Below are 19,242 nucleotides of genomic sequence, written 5' to 3' on the forward strand. Positions count from 1 at the left end.
TATGAATGCAGGGTTGATTGGCATAGGGAAGTTTGTTCCTTCGCAAGTTGTTACAAACCATGATCTAGAACAGCGTGTCGATACGACGGATGAATGGATTCGCACACGCACAGGCATTGAAGAAAGACGCATTGCGGATGACAATACGGATACGTCTGACATGGCGTACGAAGCAGCAGTAAGTGCTATAGAAAATTCAGGACTCCACGCAGAAGATATTGAAATGATAATCGTAGCGACAGTGACGCCGGATCGACCATTCCCGTCTGTTGCAACGATGATTCAAGAACGGTTAGGCGCGACAAATGCTGCGGCAATGGATGTGTCGGCGGCATGTGCAGGCTTTATGTACGGTGTCGTCATGGCTAAACATTTCGTCGAGGCAGGAACGTATAAACATGTCCTCGTCGTCGGAGTCGAGAAACTGTCGAAGATTACAGATTGGGAAGACCGCAACACAGCAGTCCTTTTCGGGGACGGTGCAGGAGCTGCAGTCGTTGGAAAAGTGAGCGAAGGACGAGGAATCCTCTCATTCGAATTAGGCGCCGACGGTACCGGAGGCAAACACTTATATCAAGATAAATATATCCATATGAATGGACGTGAAGTTTTCAAATTTGCAGTTCGTCAAATGGGTGAATCTGCTGTAAGTGTCACAGAAAAAGCGGGTCTAAGTACAGATGATGTCGATTACTTAATTCCGCACCAAGCGAATATACGCATTATGGAAGCATCACGTGAACGACTCGGCTTGCCTATTGAAAGAATGTCCAAATCGGTTCATAAATATGGAAATACGTCAGCTGCATCGATTCCGATTTCCTTATTCGATGACTTGGAAGAAGGTCGCGTTAAAGATGATGACATTATCGTATTAGTCGGATTCGGTGGCGGACTGACATGGGGCGCTCTTTGCATTAAATGGGGAAAATAATAGCCATTTACGGTATAATTAACTAGATTAGAAAATAATTTCGAACGAAGCAATATAACTATTTGTTTTTTGAAAAAGAAGGGGAGTTTTCAATGATGGAAAAACGTCGTGTAGTCGTTACAGGGGTTGGAGCAGTTTCTCCAGTAGGAAATTCCGCGCAAACCTCATGGGAAGCGGTAATAAACGGAAAGTCCGGAATCGGGCCTCTCACAAGACTAGACAGTGAGCAATTTCCTGTAAAAGTTGCGGCAGAAGTAAAAGATTTCGATATCGAAGAATACATCCCGCGGAAAGACGCTCGGAAAATGGATCGTTTCACGCATTATGCACTCGCTGCATCCATCATGGCAATGAAAGACGCCAATCTTGAATTGGATGAAAAGACTGCTTTGCGTACAGGTGTTTGGATCGGCTCAGGCATCGGCGGTATGGAAACGCATGAACAGCAATTTAAAACATTCCAAGAAAAAGGATATCGCCGAGTGAGCCCGTTCTTCGTCCCGATGATGATTCCTGATATGGCATCAGGTCAAGTGTCGATCCATATCGGCGCGAAAGGCATCAATTCATGTACAGTTACGGCTTGCGCATCTGGAACGAACTCAATCGGAGACGCATTTGAAGTTATTAAACGCGGAGATGCTGACGTCATGGTTACAGGAGGCGCTGAAGCCCCGATTACAACGATGTCAGTGGCAGGCTTCTGTGCAAACACGGCATTGTCACTCAATCCAGATCCGGAGACGGCTTCACGTCCATTCGACAAGGAAAGAGACGGCTTTGTCATCGGGGAAGGCGCTGGTATTCTCATTCTTGAGGAGTACGAACATGCGGTAAAACGCGGTGCCAAAATTTATGCAGAAATCGTCGGGTACGGCTCTACGGGAGATGCGCACCACATTACGGCGCCGGCTCCTGAAGGTGAAGGTGGTGCACGCGCTATGCAACAAGCTATCGATGAAGCAGAAATCAGTCCGGACAAAATTGGTTATATTAATGCACACGGAACGAGCACGCCGTATAACGACTTGTTCGAAACGATGGCTGCGAAAACAGTTTTCGGTGACCATGCATATAAGTTAGCGATGAGCTCGACGAAGTCGATGACGGGCCATCTGCTCGGTGCTGCTGGCGGGTTAGAAGCAATCTTCACAGTAAAAGCATTGCAGGAAGGAATTCTTCCTCCTACGATGAATTATGTGAATGAAGACCCTGAATGTGACCTCGACTATGTCGTCAATAAAGCGAGAAAAGCAGATATTCAATATGCGATGAGCAACTCTCTCGGTTTCGGGGGACATAACGCTTCACTCGTATTCAAGAAAATATAATAAGTAAGATAAAAAGCTCCTCTTTTAGAATTCTTCTAAAAGGGGAGCTTTCTTTCATACAATGGAAGAAAAGAAAAAAGGGCGAACTATATGATGCGAATCTTCTTCTTCCTTATTAGCTACGGACTCATAGTGATTACAGTTACACATATGATTTTCTACTTCAATTATTTATCGCTCGGCTATAGCTGGAAGCAAATATTGCTGTTTATTATCCAAACGGCGGACTTCACGCTATTCGTCATTGCGATCATTCTGTTAGTGATTACCGTCTTCGTCCGAGTCCCATCGCAGACTCCATTTTTTTAAGTGTGGCGGACGCAATTGCATTTGCTTTTTCCGCGCCGCGATCGAGATGAATGTCAAGTTCAGACGAGTTAAGGAGCTCTTCATAGCGTTCTTGGATAGGTGTCAGATGGCTAACGACAGCCTCTGCGACACCTGTTTTAAACGCGCCATAGCCAAGTCCCTCATACTTCGACTCAAGATCAGCAATCGCGATGCCGCTTAACGCTGACTCGATTGTCAGAAGGTTGGATACCCCTGGCTTCTTTTCAACATCAAATTTCACGACGCCGTCCGAATCCGTTACTGCACTCTTAATTTTCTTTTCGATTTGCTTCGGTGTATCGAGTAGAGAAATCGTTCCTTTTTTATTCAGATCCGATTTACTCATTTTCTTCAACGGGTCTTGCAATGATTTGATGCGGGCTCCGTGTTTCGGTATGCGCACTTCCGGGATAGTGAGCACTTCACCGTACCGTCTATTGAAACGTTCAGCTAAGTCTCTTGTCAATTCGACGTGCTGCTTTTGGTCGTCTCCGACAGGTACGATATCGGTATTGTAAATAAGAATATCCGCTGCCATTAAAGGTGGGTACGTGAGCAGTCCGGCTGAGACGCCTTCTTTCCCATCCGATTTGTCTTTAAATTGCGTCATGCGCTCGAGTTCACCGATATACGAAATGCATTGCATCAACCATCCTGCTTGGGTATGCGCTGGCACTTCCGATTGAATGAACAGGAGCGATTTTTCTGGATCGATGCCACTTGCGATATAGATCGCTGCGAGCGAGCGGATTGTCTTCGCTAATTCATCCGGGTCTTGCTGGACGGTAATGGCGTGCTGGTCGACGATGCAGAACCGGCAGTCGTATTCATGTTGAAGCTCCGTAAATTGTTTGAATGCTCCAATATAGTTCCCTAATGTTACTGTCCCTGTAGGCTGAACGCCCGAAAAAATAGTTTTCATTATAATTCCTCCTCTGAAAATAAAAAAACACCAGCCATCCCTGTAAAAGGGACGACTGATGTGTATCAACCGTGGTACCACCCGAATTAGCCCGCAAGCAGGCCACTCAAACCCCTTAACGCGGGGAATCGTGAAAGGCTACTGAACGATAAACAACTATCTTTTTCGCCAATCAAGCTCGGGAACCCAATTCCTCCTGTCCGTCATGCCTGTTCACACCAACCACAGGCTCTCTTTAATGCTGCGACAAGAATACTCTTTCCGTCTTCGCCATTCGTATAATTGTCAAAAGTATAATACGACATGAAGAATAAAGCAACTATAAGCTGTTATGCATGATTATATGCAAATGCAAGCAGAGTAGACGAATTCGACAAAAAAACATGTTTTTCGACGGGAAATGAAGAAAATAGATGAGTTTCGCTATTCATTGTATTTTTGCTTTGATAGAATGAGTGATAGAGAGGAAGTGTCATATGAAAAAAATGAAATGGGCTAGCTCTTTACTCCTTGCAACTGCAGTTGCTATGCCAATAACAGTGCAAGCTGAAGAGACGAAGACTAAAATCGAGTTTGCTGAACGTACATATGGGTTTGAATCAATAGATGAAGGAATCGTAGCCAGCTCGAAATTATTCCGTTATGACTCTGGGCTTGTATTTGAATATCCGGATGCGGTGCGGGGAATTTACGTGACAGGGCATTCCGCAGGGGGGGCCCGATTCGAGAGATTGTTAAAATTGATTGATTCCACGGACTTAAACGCAATGGTCATCGATATAAAAGATGACTTCGGCTATTTAACGTATAAGCCACAGGAGGAATCGCCATTATTCAAAATGGGAATCGGGCAACCATACATAAAAGATCCGCGCAAAATGCTAGAGACGCTTGAGGCACATAAAGTGTATCCGATTGCAAGAATCGTCGTATTTAAAGATAGTGTACTTGCTGAACAACGTCCTGAATTGTCATTTTTGGATGGCGGTGACGTCTGGAAAAATGGAAGGGGCGAAGCGTTTGTCAACCCGTTCATGAAAGAAGTGTGGGACCATAATGTTGAGATTGCAATTGAAGCTGCAAAGATGGGGTTCAAGGAAATTCAATTTGATTACGTCCGCTTTCCGGAAGGATTCGAAAAACGGCATGACAAATTGAAATACACGATGGAAGACTATACGGAATCGGAATTAGATCCGGTCCAGCGTCGAGTCGAAGCAATAACAGATTTCGTTGTATATGCACGGGAACAGTTGAAACCTTACGATGTGGACGTTTCTGTCGATATTTTCGGCTACTCCGCTACGTTGCCAGAAGCACCTGGCATCGGACAAAACTTCTCGAGAATTTCCGAAAACGTCGATGTCATATCGTCTATGATATATCCGTCCCATTGGACTTCGTATTTCGGTATTCCGAAGCCTGATCTTGAGCCGTACCGACTTGTGGCAGAATATGCGAAAGTTGAAAACGCCAAGCTAGGAGCTCTTGATACTCCACCTGTTTCACGTCCTTGGTTACAAGATTTCAGCGCGCCTTGGCTCGGAAAAGGGAACTACCTCCGATACGGAAAAGAAGAAGTTGAAGCGCAAATTAAAGCACTAAAAGATAATGGCATTAATGAGTACCTCTTATGGAATGCAGGGAATAGGTATACAGAAGGTGTAGATTACACGCCATGATTTTAATCCGGGAGCCTTAGTTAACAGGTTTCCGGATTTTTTTTATTTATACTGAAACTTTTCACCTTTTATTTCGTACTAGTAAGTGGAGAGTGATGTTTCGATTAATTCATTCTAAATGAGAAAAAGATTATTTGTAGTAATGATGTTTAAATTTTTCATCCGTCGGGTATAACAGTATAGAAGAACCAAAGTACATAGCTTAAGGAGCTGTAAACCTTATAATATTGCGGAAATGTGACAAGGAAACGATCTGTACCATTTTTTTTCGAAAAAGTGTATTCATTGAGAATGAATATGTGTATAATAGGAGTTAAGCTAATTACTTTAAAATTATTCTAATTTAATTTTTCGAATATAAGATAGTATGCCGACTGAACTGAAAGGAAGTGTCAGCGAATGGGAGTTACATTATTTACTTCACCAAGTTGCACATCATGTAGAAAAGCGAAGGCATGGTTGGAAGAGCATGAAATTCCATATTCTGAGCGTAATATTTTCTCTGAACCATTGAACATTGATGAAATTAAACAAATTTTACGAATGACCGAAGATGGAACGGACGAAATCATTTCGACACGCTCGAAAATTTTCCAAAAGCTTAATGTAGATGTGGAGAGCCTTCCATTGCAACGTTTATATGAATTAATTCAAGAACATCCGGGCCTATTAAGAAGACCAATCATCCTTGATGAAAAAAGGCTTCAGGTAGGATATAATGAAGATGAAATCAGACGCTTCCTACCTCGAAAAGTAAGGGCCTATCAGCTGCTCGAAGCGCGGCGCATGGTAAACTAATATAACATATAGTAAAGCTGATAGGAGGTAAAGGCATACGCCATTCCTATTGGCTTTTTATTTACTTCTAGACTTCGGGCGCCAGAGTCTCGGGGTCATAAGTCAAAGATGCTCTGTGGCAAAAAACGCCACCCCGCATCTTCGCCTTATGCCCGTCGACTCTAAGCAGGCGCCCTGCGCTTTTGAATTTACCCTTGCTTTACGGGCTGATGTTCTCTACAATGCTAGTAACATAATTCAGCAAAAATCAGCTGAATTATAGTACTACCTCCGCTGGGGCGTAATTGATATCATTAGATGTCCACAGAGGATAACCCTTTCAAAACCTCCGGGACGGTCATATAGTAATAATAAGCATTGCAGGTTTATTGCAAAAAAACGAAATGGGCTAAAGCCTGTTTGTAAGGAAGGGAGAGAAAAGGGATGGAAATAGAGCGAATCAACGATAATACCGTAAAGTTCTACTTGTCATATATAGACATTGAGGCACGGGGCTTTACACGGGAAGAAGTTTGGTACAATCGCGAGAAAAGCGAGGAACTCTTCTGGGAGATGATGGATGAAATAAACGATGAGACCGAATTCGAAGTGGAAGGTCCGTTGTGGATACAAGTCCATGCGATGAATAACGGAATTGAAGTGACTGTGACACGGGCGCAACTTGCGGAACCTGAGGAATCAGACGAACAGTTCGCTGATATGAGGGCTATCGAACCGGATCCCACGATGTTTGCCAATTCTGAACAGCTTATGAATGAATTAAATGATGAGCCTGTTGTATGGACGTCGGATATGTTCGTCTTTGAAGAGTTCGAAAACCTCATTTCTCTGTCAAAAGACATTCCTCCATATGCAGCCAAAACATCTCTCTATTCATTTGATAATAAATTCTATCTATATGTAGTTTATGATGAATCGAAAATGGATGATGAGGATAAATCTGATTTTTGCAGCCTTGTTTCAGAATTCGGCTCCTTATCCCAAGTGACGGTTCACCGTCTTGAAGAATACGGAAAAGTTATTATGGAATCTGACGTATTTACAACGATGAACAAATACTTCGATAACTAATAATATAATGCTGTTCCCCGAAAAATGGGGAACAGTTTTTTTGTTTTAAAGAATCGGTATTCATAATATTTGAAATAACCCGTCCTATTTCATACAATACTAGTGAAAGGAGTGATGGGTATTTTAACAGCTTGTACAGATGAAGGCCAATTGATCATTTTAACCCCTGAGCTGGAAAGGCAAGAACTGCGAAAGTGGAGGCAGACCGGTAGCTTTTATTGCCCGCAGTGCAAAGGGGGAGTCCAGTTGAAAGTCGGTGACATTGTTATCCCGCACTTTGCGCATAAGAGAGATTCAACTTGCGACGGATCGTTTTCTGAAGGGGAATCTCCGCAACATTTAAACGGAAAACGGTTATTGTATGAGCGCCTACTGGCTGTCACGCAAGAAGTTGTATTGGAGCCATTGCTAAACAACATTTCACAGCGTCCCGATCTGCTCGTCAAAACCGGTGAAGCGATGTTTCCGATTGAATTCCAATGCAGCACCATACCCATTTCGGATTTAGAAAAGCGGACGGATGGGTATCGCCGAGTCGGCATGCATCCGATTTGGATCTTGCATACACCGTCAAAATTTATGAATCTCCATGAAGGTGTCGGCATCTTTCAGTTTTCAAAGTTCCAAGAGTGGTTCATCGTCAGCACCCCTCCTGAAGGAAACGTACTTCTCACATTTAATCCCCACAGTCAAACATTTCATTATTTCAGTAGTCTACTACATGTCGCTGGACAGCGATATATTGGGCTACACCGTGTACTTCCTCTAAGCTTTCAAATTTTCCCTTTCGCTCGTCCGAAATCACCAACTACAGATGATGTAATTCAATACGGTAAACTTTACGGAATCCAACGGGAAAAAGAGTTACAAAACCGTATTTTATTGAATAGAAAAGGCATTAAAGATCCATTCTTAAGAAGCTGCTATGAAATGAAAATGCTCCCGACTCTATTGCCGCCATGGATCGGTGTACCCGTACTGAAAAATGATGCATTTCGGGAAGCGGACGTCGAGTGGCAATTCCGCCTGTTGCATTTCTTAAAACGAAACAGCATTCCGTTATCAGACGTATCGACATATTCAATTGAGCGCTTTGTGAGCAGATTTGACAGGGATTTCAACGGTAAATCAATAGCGTGCGAGCACTATATTAATTTCTTGAATGAGTTCGCTATTGAGTGTGCAACGCAAAAAACAGATTTAAGGGAAGATGTTGTTTTGAAATTCATTTCAGAAAGATTTCTTGCAAATGAGGACTGGAATTGAGAGAATAAAAATGATTCGATTTACGAAGAATATGGATGGGAGGATTTTGAATGACGACTGATGCAAAGAGCAAAGTGTTAACGCGTGACCAAGTGAAAGTAGAGGAAACTTGGCGTCTCGAAGATATTTTTCCGACAGACGAAGCGTGGGAGCAGGAATTCAAGGAAATTGAAGCACTTTCGGGGAAGGCTGAAACATTCAAAGGCATGTTGAATCAAGGCGCAGATGCATTGTTTGAGGCACTTTCTTATCGAGATACGATTTATCAAAGAATGGGGAAACTGTACACGTATGCCCATTTGAAGGCCGATCAAGATACGACGAATAGTTTCTATCAAGCGATGGAGAGCCGTGCGAAAACATTGTACGTAAAAATTTCGACTGCCCTTTCGTACTTTACACCAGAGTTAATGTCCATCCCTGAAGAGGAACTAAGTGCTCTAGCGGAAAACAACGAGAACTTGAAATTGTACAAGCATGAATTTGAGGAAATGAACGCTTTCCGCGCGCATATTCTTCCTGCTGAACAGGAAGCAATTCTTGCGCAAATGAGCGAAGTGACGGGCAGCTCGTCGGAAACGTTTAGCATGTTGAACAACGCTGACTTGACGTTCCCGATGGTGAAAGACGAAGACGGGGAAGAAGCGGAACTGTCACACGGACGGTACATCCGATTCCTTGAAAGTAAGGATGCAAGAGTACGTGAAGATGCATTCAAAGCGATGTATAGTAAATATGGTGAATTCAAAAACACGTTTGCTTCCACGTTAAGCGGAAATGTAAAGCGGAATAACGTCAATGCACGCATCCGAAAGTTTTCATCTGCACGGCAAGCAGCATTGTCAAATAACCATATTCCGGAGCAAGTGTATGACAACCTCGTCAACACAATTAATAAAAATCTTGAATTGCATCATCGCTATGTCGCATTACGCAAAAAGGTTCTTGGCCTAAACGAACTTCATATGTGGGATATGTTTGCACCGATGGTAAAAGACGTTGACATGAAGATCCCGTATGAGGAAGCGACAAAAACGATGCTCGAAAGCTTCCATCCGCTTGGTGAGGAATATACATCAATCGTCAAAGAAGGACTAGAAAACCGCTGGGTCGACGTCCGTGAGAATAGAGGAAAGCGTTCAGGAGCCTATTCATCAGGATCATATGGCACAAACCCGTACATCCTCATGAACTGGCAGGACAACGTCAACAATATGTTCACTTTAGCACACGAGTTTGGCCATAGCGTGCATAGCTACTACTCAAGGAAGTATCAGCCATACAACTACAGCGGGTACTCGATCTTTGTTGCTGAAGTTGCTTCGACAGTGAATGAAGCTATTTTGAACGATCATTTACTGAAAACAATTGATGATAAACAAAAGCGGATTTACCTGTTGAATCATTGGCTTGAAGGTTTCCGTGGTACAGTTTTCCGCCAGACGATGTTTGCCGAGTTCGAACATCTCATCCACCAACTTGACCAGCAAGGTGTCGCGTTGACTGCTGATAAACTATCGGAAGAATATTTCGCATTGAACAAGAAATATTTTGGTGACGCAGTGGAAGAGGATAAGGAAATCGCTCTTGAATGGGCGCGCATCCCGCACTTCTACTACAATTACTATGTTTATCAATATGCAACAGGCTTTAGTGCTGCGGTGGCGCTCAGCCATCAAATCTTGACGGAAGGGCAGCCAGCTGTTGATCGGTACATTAATCACTTCTTGAAAGCTGGTTCATCTGATTATCCGATTGAAGTTTTGAAAAAGGCAGGCGTCGATATGACGAGCACGCAACCGATTGAAGAGGCGTGCAAAGTGTTTGAGGAACGATTAAATGAGTTAGAGCAATTGCTTGGATAATAGTAAAGCAGTGAAAAATGACCTGACTTAGCGTTTTTGACGCCTAAGTCAGGTTTTTTCTGATTTAATAATTTTATTATATTTATAAAACAATAAAGTGAAGCGCTTACATTTAAGGTGATGGATGAACATGCCAGTTATTTACGATGACGAAGTCTTTAGGTAAGGGGTTTGTTTCGTATTTTATTTGTGACAGAGATGTGAAACTTCATGTGAAATGTTGATGTTACTATTATTTTATGATAAGTTATAGATGTGAAATAAATCACATACCAAACATACACCCCTTTTGTTTGAACGTGAACATTTCTCCCATTCCCTTTGTAAAAGAGCATCCCTCTCCCCCAAGAGTGGATGCTCTTTTCTGTTGTATATACATATTAAGACTCGCGCTCAAAGGAAGCTGCTCCGCGCTCAAAGGAAGCCGCCCTGCGCTCAATGGAGGCTGCTCTGCGCTCAAAGCGAGCCGTTCTGCGCTCAATGGAGGCCGCCCTGCGCTCAAAGCGAGCCGCCCCGCGCTCAATGCAAGCTGCCCCGCGCTCAATGCAAGCTGCTCCGCGCTCAAAGCGAGCCGATCCGCGCTCAAAGTAAGCCCCCAAGCCCCCAAGCGCTCAAAGCGAGCTACTCCTGCACAAAAAAGCAGATTGCATGGTGAGCGAATACCATGCAATCTGCTTTTTTCAACGGCGTTTGCGCCATAATGTCATATTTGACAATGGAAGCCTTTCGATCTTCTGGAGAAGAACCTGCTTCTTTAATTCGCGTTCGGCGGATTTTTCCGAGATGTTGTAAATGACAGCAATTTCATTTGTAGAAAGTGAGTCGAAACGCTGGAATAAATCATCTAATGTTGGAGGGACATCTGGTGTAATTTGGTACCCGACCATCTCTTCCAAAATTTGTTCATAAATTTCATAAGTATGCAATCCGTTCACTTTCAATCCTTCATCTTCAATGTTTTCATTGAAAAAAACGAAGGATGGCGCATCTTCAACTTCCATTTCTTTCGCCAAATGCAAATCGACTTGCAGCGAGCGTAATACGTGATGCGACGAAAAATCGAGTGTGAATTCGTCAACATCAAGGCCAAGGCTTTCAGCAATTTCAACAAGAACTGAAAAGGAAAGGACGTTCCTTTTTTTTAAGTACGCGTATTCAAACAGCTTAGAAAGGAATCGGAAACCTGCACGCTTCCCTTGAAACTCTGCTGCCTTCAAGGCAATGCTTGGAAAAGCTGGATGGTTTTTCGTACACGCCTTCGTATCTTTCAGATTGACGAAACAACATGAGTTCGTCTTCGTCAAAGAAGTACGAAGGACAACTTTTAATGTGAAATAACGTTCGTACTCGACTTGTAATCTTCTAAGTAACGGCTGGAGCGCCCAACTGTTCATGCATAATGGGTCTACAAATACGTAAATTTCGATGGGCTTAGACAATGAGGCTGAAGATGTAGTGTTGCTCTCCAACAGAGTTTCACGGTTCACCGCTCATCCTCCTCGATTCTATTCACCATATGATTTGCCGTTAAGACGAGTCGTTGATAATACACTTCCCGGAGAGGTCCTTCCAGGCCTACATCGTCCATCGCTTCCGCCATGCAAGCAAGCCACGCTTTTGCTCGTGTAGGAGTTATTGAAAAAGGCATATGACGCGCTTTCATCATCGGATGGCCATGCTCTTCCGTGAATAAATTCGGTCCGCCTAAATATTGTGTTTGAAATTGTTTCTGTTTTCGTGCTGTTTCCGTCAGATCTTCAGGGAAAATCGGATATAAGTCCGGATGGACAGCCACTTTTTCATAAAAACGATCAATGAGCTCCGATAATTTTTCAGCGCCGATTTCCTCATAAGGTATCAAAGGTTTTCGAGTCATGTATGTCAATCTCCTTTGCTCTGACTGTATGGACATTTTAACAACCAACCAATTCTTTCACAAATAAATTGCCTTCCAGCAACTGAAAAGTTGTCAGATTACAAAGCGATTATAGTAGTTTAGTACGTTGGAAACATATTGTTCAGTTTCCTTGAAAGGTGGTATTCCACCGTATTTTCTAACGTTCCCTGGACCGGCATTATACGCTGCCAATGCGAGTTCAATATTGCCAAACTGATCAAGCATTTGCCGTAAATACTTCGCGCCGCCCATAATGTTTTGCTCTGGGTCGAAACCGTCTTTCACGCCTAACAGCTTCGCAGTGCCCGGCATGAGTTGCATTAAGCCCATCGCGCCAGCACGACTAACTGCTGAGCTGTTGAAATCGGATTCCTGCTTAATGACCGATGTGATTAAGTTTTCTGGCAGACTATATGTTTCTGACGCCTTTCGAATGAAGTCGCTATAGTCATTTTTCATCGACGGGACAGAATGACTTCGGATTCTTGTTCGGGAAGCGGCGACGGCCGATTGGAGGCCTTCAGGCAAATAAACGTTGTTCAGACCTGCATACTTCAAGTTGTTAATCGATTGAACCCCTTCCAACATACCGAATGACTGAAATGTAAATTGCTCAGTCCGTATACGATCGCCGACCATTCCGGTTAATGCATCATTGAACATCATACTGAATAGGGATGACGGCGATTCTTGCTTGTTTGCAAAAGTTTGCACAGAACCTAGTGTCTGCATCGCCTGAATATCTAACAATGTCCGTATTGTGCGTGCATCCATTTAGCTACGTCCTTTCTTTCAAGTCGATCTGCGTTGTATCTAAAACAAGTATATCAAGTTCGAGATAAAAACGCATGTTACAGACTGCACCAGACGCCATCCTATGGTAGACTGAACGTATGATCATTGAAAGGAAGAAGACGTATGCGAATTCAGAACCGAGTGATAGAAGGGCAAGAAAATGGCAACGAAATTCTGTTTTTAGTAGACGCAAAAGCAGACCGTCCGACTGGAACTCCTGCAAAGAAAATCATAACTGATTCAGACGAACAAGCTTTCGTTTATTTGATGGACATTGACGAAGGGTATACATACATACATTTCCCGAAAGACACTTGGCCATATATGGCACGAGTATTGGAAACAGGAAACGAACCATCTCTTCTGTGGAAGGATGAAAAGCTTTCATTGCCTGGCTTTGTAGAGGAGCTGACGATGCTCGTTTACAACATCGAAGGAAACGATAATTATGGAGAGGCATTCACGACTGCGGTGGAGCAGGAATTCAAGGCCTTCCTCCAAAAACATTAACTTATAGTTTGGGGGGCTACTCATGAAGGAGTGGAAGCATTTTCTTGAACCGTATAAACTGGCTGTTGCCGAATTAAAAGTAAAATTAAAAGGGCTCCGTGCGCAATATGAGCTCGAAGGCGATCATATGCCTGTCGAATTCGTAACGGGAAGGGTGAAACCTCTCGCAAGCATCTATGATAAAACGCTTGAAAAGGGCATTCCATTCCAACCTTCTGCTGAATTGGCGGAGGAATTGCCGGATATCGCAGGTCTCCGTATTATGTGCCAGTTTGTCGATGATATCGGCAAAGTTGTTGACACATTACGGCAACGGACTGATATGAAAGTCGTAGAGGAAAGGGATTATATTTCGCATAAGAAACCGAGTGGATATCGGTCTTATCATATGATCATCGAGTACCCGGTCCAGACAATCCATGGTGAAAAGACAATTTACGCGGAAATTCAGATTCGTACATTGGCGATGAACTTCTGGGCTTCCATTGAGCATTCCTTGAATTACAAATATCAAGGTGAATTGCCAAATGAAATTAGACATCGTCTGGAACGTGCTGCCGAGGCGGCTTTCAGGTTGGATGAGGAAATGTCGCTCATCCGGGATGAAATACATGACGCCCAACAATACTTTAGCGCATTCAAAGAAACTGCCGATCGAGATTACGGCGAAAAGAAACGGATAAGGGGGGATCATGATGAAGTTCGCCATTCAGACGAGAAATGATCCATTGTCAAATCGATTGAAAGAGGAAGCGAAGGAGTATTTGACTGATTTCGGGCTTGTCTTCGACGAAGAAGAACCTGATATCGTGTTATCAGTAGGAGGAGACGGCACGTTGCTGCATGCCTTCCACAAATATATTCATCGCTTGAAAGATACAGCGTTCATCGGCATTCATACAGGGCATCTCGGGTTTTATGCGGATTGGAAACCTTCTGAGATGGAAAAACTTGTCCTGTCGATAGCGCGTACGGAATACAACGTCATTGAATACCCGCTACTCGAAGTGACGATTAACTACCGACATTCTGACAAGGTTGCAAAATATCTTGCGCTTAATGAATCGACAGTTAAATCCACTGATGTGACGTTAGTCATGGACGTGGAGTTAAACGGTGTGCATTTCGAAAGATTCCGCGGGGACGGACTATGTATGTCAACACCATCGGGCTCGACCGCCTATAATAAAGCTCTCGGTGGCGCGATTATCCACCCGTCTTTGCATGCAATTCAACTAACTGAAATGGCTTCGATTAATAACCGCGTATTCCGCACAGTCGGTTCGCCTCTCATCTTGCCTGCACATCATTCGTGTGTGCTAACACCGGTGAAAGGGCCGGATTTCATGGTAACAATCGATCATTTGCAGCTTTTGCATAAAGATGTGAAGTCAATCGAATACAAAGTGGCGGATGAAAAGGTGCGTTTTGGTAGATTCCGTCCGTTCCCGTTTTGGACGAGGGTCCACGATTCGTTCATTGCTAGTGATGAGTAAAACAGCTCTAGATAACAAAATGTTCATTCTCGAATACGTCGTTGAACAAGATCGGGTCCTTCTTCGGGAATTCCTACACAATCACGGGATTTCGAAACGAACATTGACAGCGGTGAAATTTGCTGGTGGCCGCCTGCTCGTGAACGGGACGGAGCGGACGGTTCGACATTTGTTGAATAGAGGGGATTCCGTAATAGTTGAATTTCCACCGGAAGAGCCGAGTGAAGGTCTCATTCCGGAAACTGGCAATCTGGCAATCGTTTATGAAGATAATGCAATTTTGGTCATCGATAAGCCGTCCGCCCAAGGGACGATTCCATCGCGTGATCAGCCGAGCGGAACTGTCGCCAATTTTGTTGCTGGAAAGTTCATCGACGAGCACGTTCCGTCGACCGTTCACGTCGTAACAAGGCTAGATAGAGATACATCGGGCCTCGTTTGCATGGCGAAAAATCGTCACATCCATCATCTACTTAGTGAACAGATGCAAACAATCGGTTTTGAGCGCCGTTATTTTGCAATTGTAGAAGGGTATATAAAGAAGGACGCCTTTACGATTGAACAGCCGATCGGTCGAAAAGATGGTAGCATCATCGAAAGGACGGTCCGGCAAGATGGCCAATATGCAAAAACAGATGTCCAAGTGCTCGATCGTTTTGAGATAAACGGTGAGCAATACAGTTCGGTCTCTTTGTTGCTCCATACAGGAAGGACACATCAAATACGTGTCCATATGCAATGGCTCGGCCATCCGCTCGCAGGGGATGACTTGTATGGCGGCGCACGCACATTAATCGGGAGGCAGGCGTTGCATTGCGTGTCGATTGGTTTCCGTCATCCATTGACGAATAAGCTGTTGAGTTTTACGAGCGAATTACCTGGCGACATAAGACGACTAATGCCTGATGCGATTAGTCGAAGTGAGTAAATTTCTCCGGTATGAGCGGTTGTAACGAAGGGACGGAAACAATGTCCATTTCTGGATAGCGTACTGCGGTCAGCTTGCCACCGAACACGCATCCCGTGTCAATATTGACTGTCTGGTTGATGAACCGCGCCTCTGTTACTGGAGTATGTCCATAGACAATCCAAGCATCTCCAAAATACTTTTTTGCCCAATCCCTTCTGACGGGACGGCCGTCTGGGTGCGTTTCTCCGGTCGTATCACCGTAAAGGACGAACGACTGTATTTTTTTTGAAAATGGTTCTCCAATCATATTTTCACGAATCCCTGCGTGTGCGATAATGAGTTGTCCGTTGTCGAGATTTTCGTATAGCGGCAAAGCCTCATAAAATTGTTTATAGCGATCTAAGAAGCGTATTTTTTCTTTTGGAGGCAAGGCATTCAATTCCGCAACAGTCGTTTCAAGACCGTTTTTCTTTTGGACGTTGCTGCCTTTTGCAAGACGATATAGTTTGTTGCAATGGTTGCCGGGGGAATAGATAAGAGTGTTATTGTCTTGCAACTTGAACATCAATTCAAGTGTTTTTAATGATGCCGGACCACGGTCCATCACATCGCCTACAAACGCAAGTTGCCTACCATCGTTATGGAATGGCAGTTCAGACGTAAATGAATAACCAAGCTTGTCAATCAGCGACAGCAATTCATCGTAACATCCGTGAATATCACCAATAATATCCAGTTTCATATCGAATCTCCTTTTAAGGTTATCGTACTCATTATCATACATTTAGCGACACATTCATGCATGTCGGAGTGGAAAGGAAGGTGCAGCCATGACTGTAAATGAAGAAATTCGCGATGAAATCATTATCGACGAAGAAAAACTATTAAATTCATTAGAACGGCAAGATATTAAAACGTTTCGTAATGAATATTTAATGCTTCACCCATACGACCGAGCTGTTTTTTATGAGAAAGTGGATGAAAAACATCGAAAGTTAATGTATTTTTTCCTCTCTCCGAAAGAGTTGGCAGAAATATTCGAGACGAGTGAGATCGAAGAAGGCGAATATAAGAAGTTCCTTAGGGAGATGGACACGACATATGCCTCGGATATGATTTCCCACATGTTTGTCGACAATGCGGTTGACGTCCTGAAAGAACTTGATAAGGCACAAATCGCCAGTTATTTAACGTTAATGAATAAAGAAGCGGCTGCACAAATCAAATCCCTCTTGCATTACGAAGAGTATACCGCCGGTTCGATTATGACAACGGAATACGTGTCGATTCCTCAAAACTCAACTGTACGATCTGCGATGACAATTTTGCGGAATGAAGCCCCTTCTGCAGAGACGATCTATTATGTTTTCGTCGTTGATGAAGATAACCGTCTAACAGGCGTCGTTTCGCTTCGAGATTTGATCATTACAGATGAGGACACGTTAATACAGTCCATTATGAATGAACGTGTCGTCAGTGTGCTCGTCTCAGATGACCAGGAATACGTCGCTAGGACGACCCAAGACTATAACTTGCTAGCAGTTCCAGTCGTCGATTTCCAGCAACACATGTTAGGAATCATTACAGTCGATGACGTAATCGACGTTTTAGATGAAGAAGCATCTGATGACTACTCCAAACTTGCTGCTGTATCGAATATGGATTCTTTTGACAAGACGTCGCTTTCAGCTGCGAAGAAGAGGATTCCATGGCTTATTATCCTGTTAGTGCTTGGTATGCTAACTGCGAACTTAATCGATCTTTTCACCGATACGATTTCGCAAGTTGCTTTGCTAGCAGCTTTCATTCCGTTAATTGCTGGAACCGCGGGAAATAGCGGTACACAAGCGTTGGCGGTTGCGGTACGAGGAATTGCAACTCGTGACGTTGAAGATGAAAGCAAATTCAAGTTATTATTACGAGAAGCAGGCACTGGTCTCATAACAGGGCTCATTTGCGCCATCTTTGTCGTCGGCCTTATTTTCATTTGGAAACATGAAATTATTATTGCATTGCTCGTCGGTGCGGCAATATTAGTTTCTATCTTTGTCGCAACAATTTCGGGTTCATTCATACCGCTGTTCATGCACAGAATGAAAATCGATCCGGCCGTCGCATCTGGCCCATTTATTACGACATTGAATGACGTTATTAGTATCATCATCTATCTTGGCTTAGCAACGCTGTTCATCGGTAGCCTCTGATTGAGGAAAGAACTTCATTCCCCCTAGGCGCATATACTACGGGAAAAAGGGGGAATCGACATTTCCAACAATGAGCCGTTACTATTTGTGCAGGGGCCTCCTGTTTATATAAAGGTGGCCGTCTTGGAAGAAGAAAGCACGTCCGTCTTCGTCCCAAACGATGAATCAGCATGGGAAACAATCGAAGTTAAACCATCCGTTCAAACAGCAAGCCACGTTGTTAACCCCGCTATTATGGGGAAAATACGCTATTTGAGCGAACCTTTCCGGAAGCAGGCATATAAGCCTCTTCAATTTATCGTGGAAGGCGATGTCGTCAAAGGCACAATTCATAAAGTGGAGGATGACATTCTATGGATTGAAGCCGATGATGTCGTTACTGAAGTAGAAATCGCAAAGATTGAAGACGTTTTATGGCGCGGGCAGCCATTTGATAGTAAATTATAAAAAGGTGGACCGACATTGAGCGGTCCACCTTTTTATATTATTCTTTTATTCCGTGCAAACGAAAAACTGCCCGACCGGGGTTCGGTCGGGCAGAGTTAGCATCACAGGTTATTCCTTCAATCGTCGTCACAATCGATGAAAACGTCTTTCACGCATTGGATTGCACAGAAGCATTTCAAATCAACAGTAACGCAAGTGCCTGTCGCTTCGAAGTTTTCCACTTCACAAACTGCATCGAGATCCAATTTGCCACCTTTGAACAAGTCGACTTTTCTACCTCTGGAATCACGCGGTTCAAGAACTTGAATTGTTGCGCAGCAATTGTCGAAAATATTTTGAACTCTGAAGAATATCGAGAAACATGTTGCACAGTCTCTTCGACCTTGTTCGGAGGCCGGTGCGAGATCAGTCTCATCGAACCTTCTTCTTCTTTTGAACATTGCTTTGAATGGATTACCTTTTTCGTCCAATAGCATGAAGACACGCGTATTGGCCCGTTGTCGTGCAGGGCTTACAAGGCTACCGAGCGGAGTCAGGAAACAGTCAGTTCTGCAGTCGTCGCAATCGAGATCATCGCGAATATCCTGCACACGCTTAATGGCACGAACGACCTCGCAAATGCAATTGTCATGGCGCCGTCCATCCCGTACATCACTGACATCTTCATTTCTTCCACATCCCATTCATTCCACCTCCTTTTCTCAACTCCCTATACTTTATGCGGATGATTGTTCAGGGCTCGGGCAAACATCACGTAGTGAATAAAAAACAAGAGCAACTGCCA

General features: G+C 43.7%; 21 protein-coding genes and 1 other annotated feature. Of the genes, 14 read left to right on the top strand and 7 right to left on the bottom strand.

Annotated elements, in window-relative coordinates:
* Position 1 precedes the first annotated feature (1 nt).
* From QM454_RS10535 to QM454_RS10545, 3 genes are all read left to right on the top strand, one after another.
* On the top strand, positions 2-934 hold the full coding sequence (locus QM454_RS10535) for a beta-ketoacyl-ACP synthase III (protein WP_432357676.1): 933 nt from the start codon (positions 2-4) through the stop codon (positions 932-934).
* A 95-nt stretch (positions 935-1,029) separates the two neighbouring features.
* Positions 1,030-2,265, top strand: coding sequence for a beta-ketoacyl-ACP synthase II (fabF, locus tag QM454_RS10540; RefSeq protein ID WP_432363956.1), 1,236 nt, complete (start codon positions 1,030-1,032; stop codon positions 2,263-2,265).
* A 90-nt stretch (positions 2,266-2,355) separates the two neighbouring features.
* On the top strand, positions 2,356-2,574 hold the full coding sequence (locus QM454_RS10545) for a hypothetical protein (RefSeq protein WP_432357679.1): 219 nt from the start codon (positions 2,356-2,358) through the stop codon (positions 2,572-2,574).
* Here QM454_RS10545 and trpS read toward each other — a convergent pair.
* The gene (gene trpS / locus QM454_RS10550; RefSeq protein WP_432357681.1) at positions 2,531-3,517 is read right to left on the bottom strand and encodes a tryptophan--tRNA ligase; all 987 of its coding nucleotides are present in this window, start codon (positions 3,515-3,517) and stop codon (positions 2,531-2,533) included. The genes QM454_RS10545 and trpS overlap by 44 nt on opposite strands.
* A gap of 44 nt (positions 3,518-3,561) precedes the next feature.
* Positions 3,562-3,794 (bottom strand) — a binding site (T-box leader).
* 199 nt (positions 3,795-3,993) lie between these two features.
* Between trpS and QM454_RS10555 the strand changes: the two genes are divergently transcribed.
* From QM454_RS10555 to pepF, 5 genes are all read left to right on the top strand, one after another.
* Positions 3,994-5,199 carry a putative glycoside hydrolase gene (locus tag QM454_RS10555; RefSeq protein WP_432357684.1) on the top strand — a complete coding sequence of 402 codons (1,206 nt, stop codon included), beginning with the start codon at positions 3,994-3,996 and terminating at the stop codon, positions 5,197-5,199.
* 399 nt (positions 5,200-5,598) lie between these two features.
* A complete protein-coding gene (spxA, locus tag QM454_RS10560; protein ID WP_060206922.1) occupies positions 5,599-5,997 on the top strand; it encodes a transcriptional regulator SpxA in 399 nt (132 codons plus the stop codon).
* A gap of 423 nt (positions 5,998-6,420) precedes the next feature.
* Entirely contained in the window at positions 6,421-7,068 is a 648-nt protein-coding gene (gene mecA, locus QM454_RS10565; protein WP_432357687.1) for an adaptor protein MecA, read from the top strand.
* A 114-nt stretch (positions 7,069-7,182) separates the two neighbouring features.
* A complete protein-coding gene (locus tag QM454_RS10570; protein ID WP_432357690.1) occupies positions 7,183-8,334 on the top strand; it encodes a competence protein CoiA in 1,152 nt (383 codons plus the stop codon).
* 50 nt (positions 8,335-8,384) lie between these two features.
* Positions 8,385-10,199 carry an oligoendopeptidase F gene (pepF, locus tag QM454_RS10575; RefSeq protein ID WP_432357693.1) on the top strand — a complete coding sequence of 605 codons (1,815 nt, stop codon included), beginning with the start codon at positions 8,385-8,387 and terminating at the stop codon, positions 10,197-10,199.
* 265 nt (positions 10,200-10,464) lie between these two features.
* On the opposite strand, the gene QM454_RS10580 is transcribed toward pepF, so the two are convergent.
* From QM454_RS10580 to QM454_RS10595, 4 genes are all read right to left on the bottom strand, one after another.
* The gene (locus QM454_RS10580) at positions 10,465-10,785 is read right to left on the bottom strand and encodes a hypothetical protein (RefSeq protein ID WP_432357696.1); all 321 of its coding nucleotides are present in this window, start codon (positions 10,783-10,785) and stop codon (positions 10,465-10,467) included.
* Positions 10,786-10,879: 94 nt separating this feature from the next.
* Positions 10,880-11,686, bottom strand: a complete 807-nt coding sequence (locus QM454_RS10585; protein WP_432357699.1) for a DsbA family protein — start codon at positions 11,684-11,686, stop codon at positions 10,880-10,882.
* Entirely contained in the window at positions 11,683-12,075 is a 393-nt protein-coding gene (locus tag QM454_RS10590; RefSeq protein WP_432357702.1) for a globin, read from the bottom strand. The genes QM454_RS10585 and QM454_RS10590 overlap by 4 nt, the downstream gene beginning before the upstream one ends.
* A gap of 93 nt (positions 12,076-12,168) precedes the next feature.
* Positions 12,169-12,870, bottom strand: coding sequence for a lytic transglycosylase domain-containing protein (locus tag QM454_RS10595; RefSeq protein ID WP_432357704.1), 702 nt, complete (start codon positions 12,868-12,870; stop codon positions 12,169-12,171).
* 144 nt (positions 12,871-13,014) lie between these two features.
* On the opposite strand from QM454_RS10595, the gene QM454_RS10600 reads away from it, so the two are divergent.
* The 4 genes from QM454_RS10600 to QM454_RS10615 are packed head-to-tail and all read left to right on the top strand — an operon-like array spanning position 13,015 to position 15,825.
* Positions 13,015-13,401, top strand: coding sequence for a hypothetical protein (locus QM454_RS10600; protein ID WP_432357707.1), 387 nt, complete (start codon positions 13,015-13,017; stop codon positions 13,399-13,401).
* Positions 13,402-13,423: 22 nt separating this feature from the next.
* Entirely contained in the window at positions 13,424-14,125 is a 702-nt protein-coding gene (locus QM454_RS10605) for a GTP pyrophosphokinase (protein WP_432357710.1), read from the top strand.
* A complete protein-coding gene (locus QM454_RS10610) occupies positions 14,097-14,897 on the top strand; it encodes an NAD kinase (protein WP_432357713.1) in 801 nt (266 codons plus the stop codon). Before QM454_RS10605 ends, QM454_RS10610 begins: the two co-directional genes overlap by 29 nt.
* A complete protein-coding gene (locus QM454_RS10615) occupies positions 14,830-15,825 on the top strand; it encodes an RluA family pseudouridine synthase (protein ID WP_432357716.1) in 996 nt (331 codons plus the stop codon). Before QM454_RS10610 ends, QM454_RS10615 begins: the two co-directional genes overlap by 68 nt.
* Here the strand turns inward: QM454_RS10615 and prpE are convergent.
* Positions 15,809-16,549, bottom strand: coding sequence for a bis(5'-nucleosyl)-tetraphosphatase PrpE (gene prpE / locus QM454_RS10620; RefSeq protein WP_432357718.1), 741 nt, complete (start codon positions 16,547-16,549; stop codon positions 15,809-15,811). The two genes, QM454_RS10615 and prpE, sit on opposite strands and share 17 nt — an antisense overlap.
* 88 nt (positions 16,550-16,637) lie before the next feature.
* On the opposite strand from prpE, the gene mgtE reads away from it, so the two are divergent.
* Positions 16,638-18,011 carry a magnesium transporter gene (gene mgtE, locus QM454_RS10625; RefSeq protein WP_432357721.1) on the top strand — a complete coding sequence of 458 codons (1,374 nt, stop codon included), beginning with the start codon at positions 16,638-16,640 and terminating at the stop codon, positions 18,009-18,011.
* A 123-nt stretch (positions 18,012-18,134) separates the two neighbouring features.
* On the top strand, positions 18,135-18,458 hold the full coding sequence (locus tag QM454_RS10630) for a hypothetical protein (protein WP_432357723.1): 324 nt from the start codon (positions 18,135-18,137) through the stop codon (positions 18,456-18,458).
* A gap of 116 nt (positions 18,459-18,574) precedes the next feature.
* Here QM454_RS10630 and QM454_RS10635 read toward each other — a convergent pair whose 3' ends face one another.
* Positions 18,575-19,141: a CotY/CotZ family spore coat protein gene (locus QM454_RS10635; RefSeq protein WP_432357726.1), complete on the bottom strand. Its 567-nt coding sequence runs from the start codon at positions 19,139-19,141 to the stop codon at positions 18,575-18,577.
* Positions 19,142-19,242: the final 101 nt, after the last annotated feature.

The organism is Sporosarcina sp. UB5, from assembly GCF_050859005.1.
Taxonomy (GTDB): domain Bacteria; phylum Bacillota; class Bacilli; order Bacillales_A; family Planococcaceae; genus Sporosarcina.

Coding starts and splice junctions, on each gene's coding strand:
- QM454_RS10610 (WP_432357713.1), top strand. CDS start 14,097: ATGAAGTTCGCCATTCAGACGAGAAATGATCCATTGTCAAATCGATTG.
- mecA (WP_432357687.1), top strand. CDS start 6,421: ATGGAAATAGAGCGAATCAACGATAATACCGTAAAGTTCTACTTGTCA.
- pepF (WP_432357693.1), top strand. CDS start 8,385: ATGACGACTGATGCAAAGAGCAAAGTGTTAACGCGTGACCAAGTGAAA.
- QM454_RS10600 (WP_432357707.1), top strand. CDS start 13,015: ATGCGAATTCAGAACCGAGTGATAGAAGGGCAAGAAAATGGCAACGAA.
- prpE (WP_432357718.1), bottom strand. CDS start 16,549: ATGAAACTGGATATTATTGGTGATATTCACGGATGTTACGATGAATTG.
- QM454_RS10635 (WP_432357726.1), bottom strand. CDS start 19,141: ATGGGATGTGGAAGAAATGAAGATGTCAGTGATGTACGGGATGGACGG.
- QM454_RS10535 (WP_432357676.1), top strand. CDS start 2: ATGAATGCAGGGTTGATTGGCATAGGGAAGTTTGTTCCTTCGCAAGTT.
- QM454_RS10605 (WP_432357710.1), top strand. CDS start 13,424: ATGAAGGAGTGGAAGCATTTTCTTGAACCGTATAAACTGGCTGTTGCC.
- spxA (WP_060206922.1), top strand. CDS start 5,599: ATGGGAGTTACATTATTTACTTCACCAAGTTGCACATCATGTAGAAAA.
- QM454_RS10555 (WP_432357684.1), top strand. CDS start 3,994: ATGAAAAAAATGAAATGGGCTAGCTCTTTACTCCTTGCAACTGCAGTT.
- mgtE (WP_432357721.1), top strand. CDS start 16,638: ATGACTGTAAATGAAGAAATTCGCGATGAAATCATTATCGACGAAGAA.
- QM454_RS10590 (WP_432357702.1), bottom strand. CDS start 12,075: ATGACTCGAAAACCTTTGATACCTTATGAGGAAATCGGCGCTGAAAAA.
- QM454_RS10595 (WP_432357704.1), bottom strand. CDS start 12,870: ATGGATGCACGCACAATACGGACATTGTTAGATATTCAGGCGATGCAG.
- QM454_RS10545 (WP_432357679.1), top strand. CDS start 2,356: ATGATGCGAATCTTCTTCTTCCTTATTAGCTACGGACTCATAGTGATT.
- trpS (WP_432357681.1), bottom strand. CDS start 3,517: ATGAAAACTATTTTTTCGGGCGTTCAGCCTACAGGGACAGTAACATTA.
- fabF (WP_432363956.1), top strand. CDS start 1,030: ATGGAAAAACGTCGTGTAGTCGTTACAGGGGTTGGAGCAGTTTCTCCA.
- QM454_RS10570 (WP_432357690.1), top strand. CDS start 7,183: ATGGGTATTTTAACAGCTTGTACAGATGAAGGCCAATTGATCATTTTA.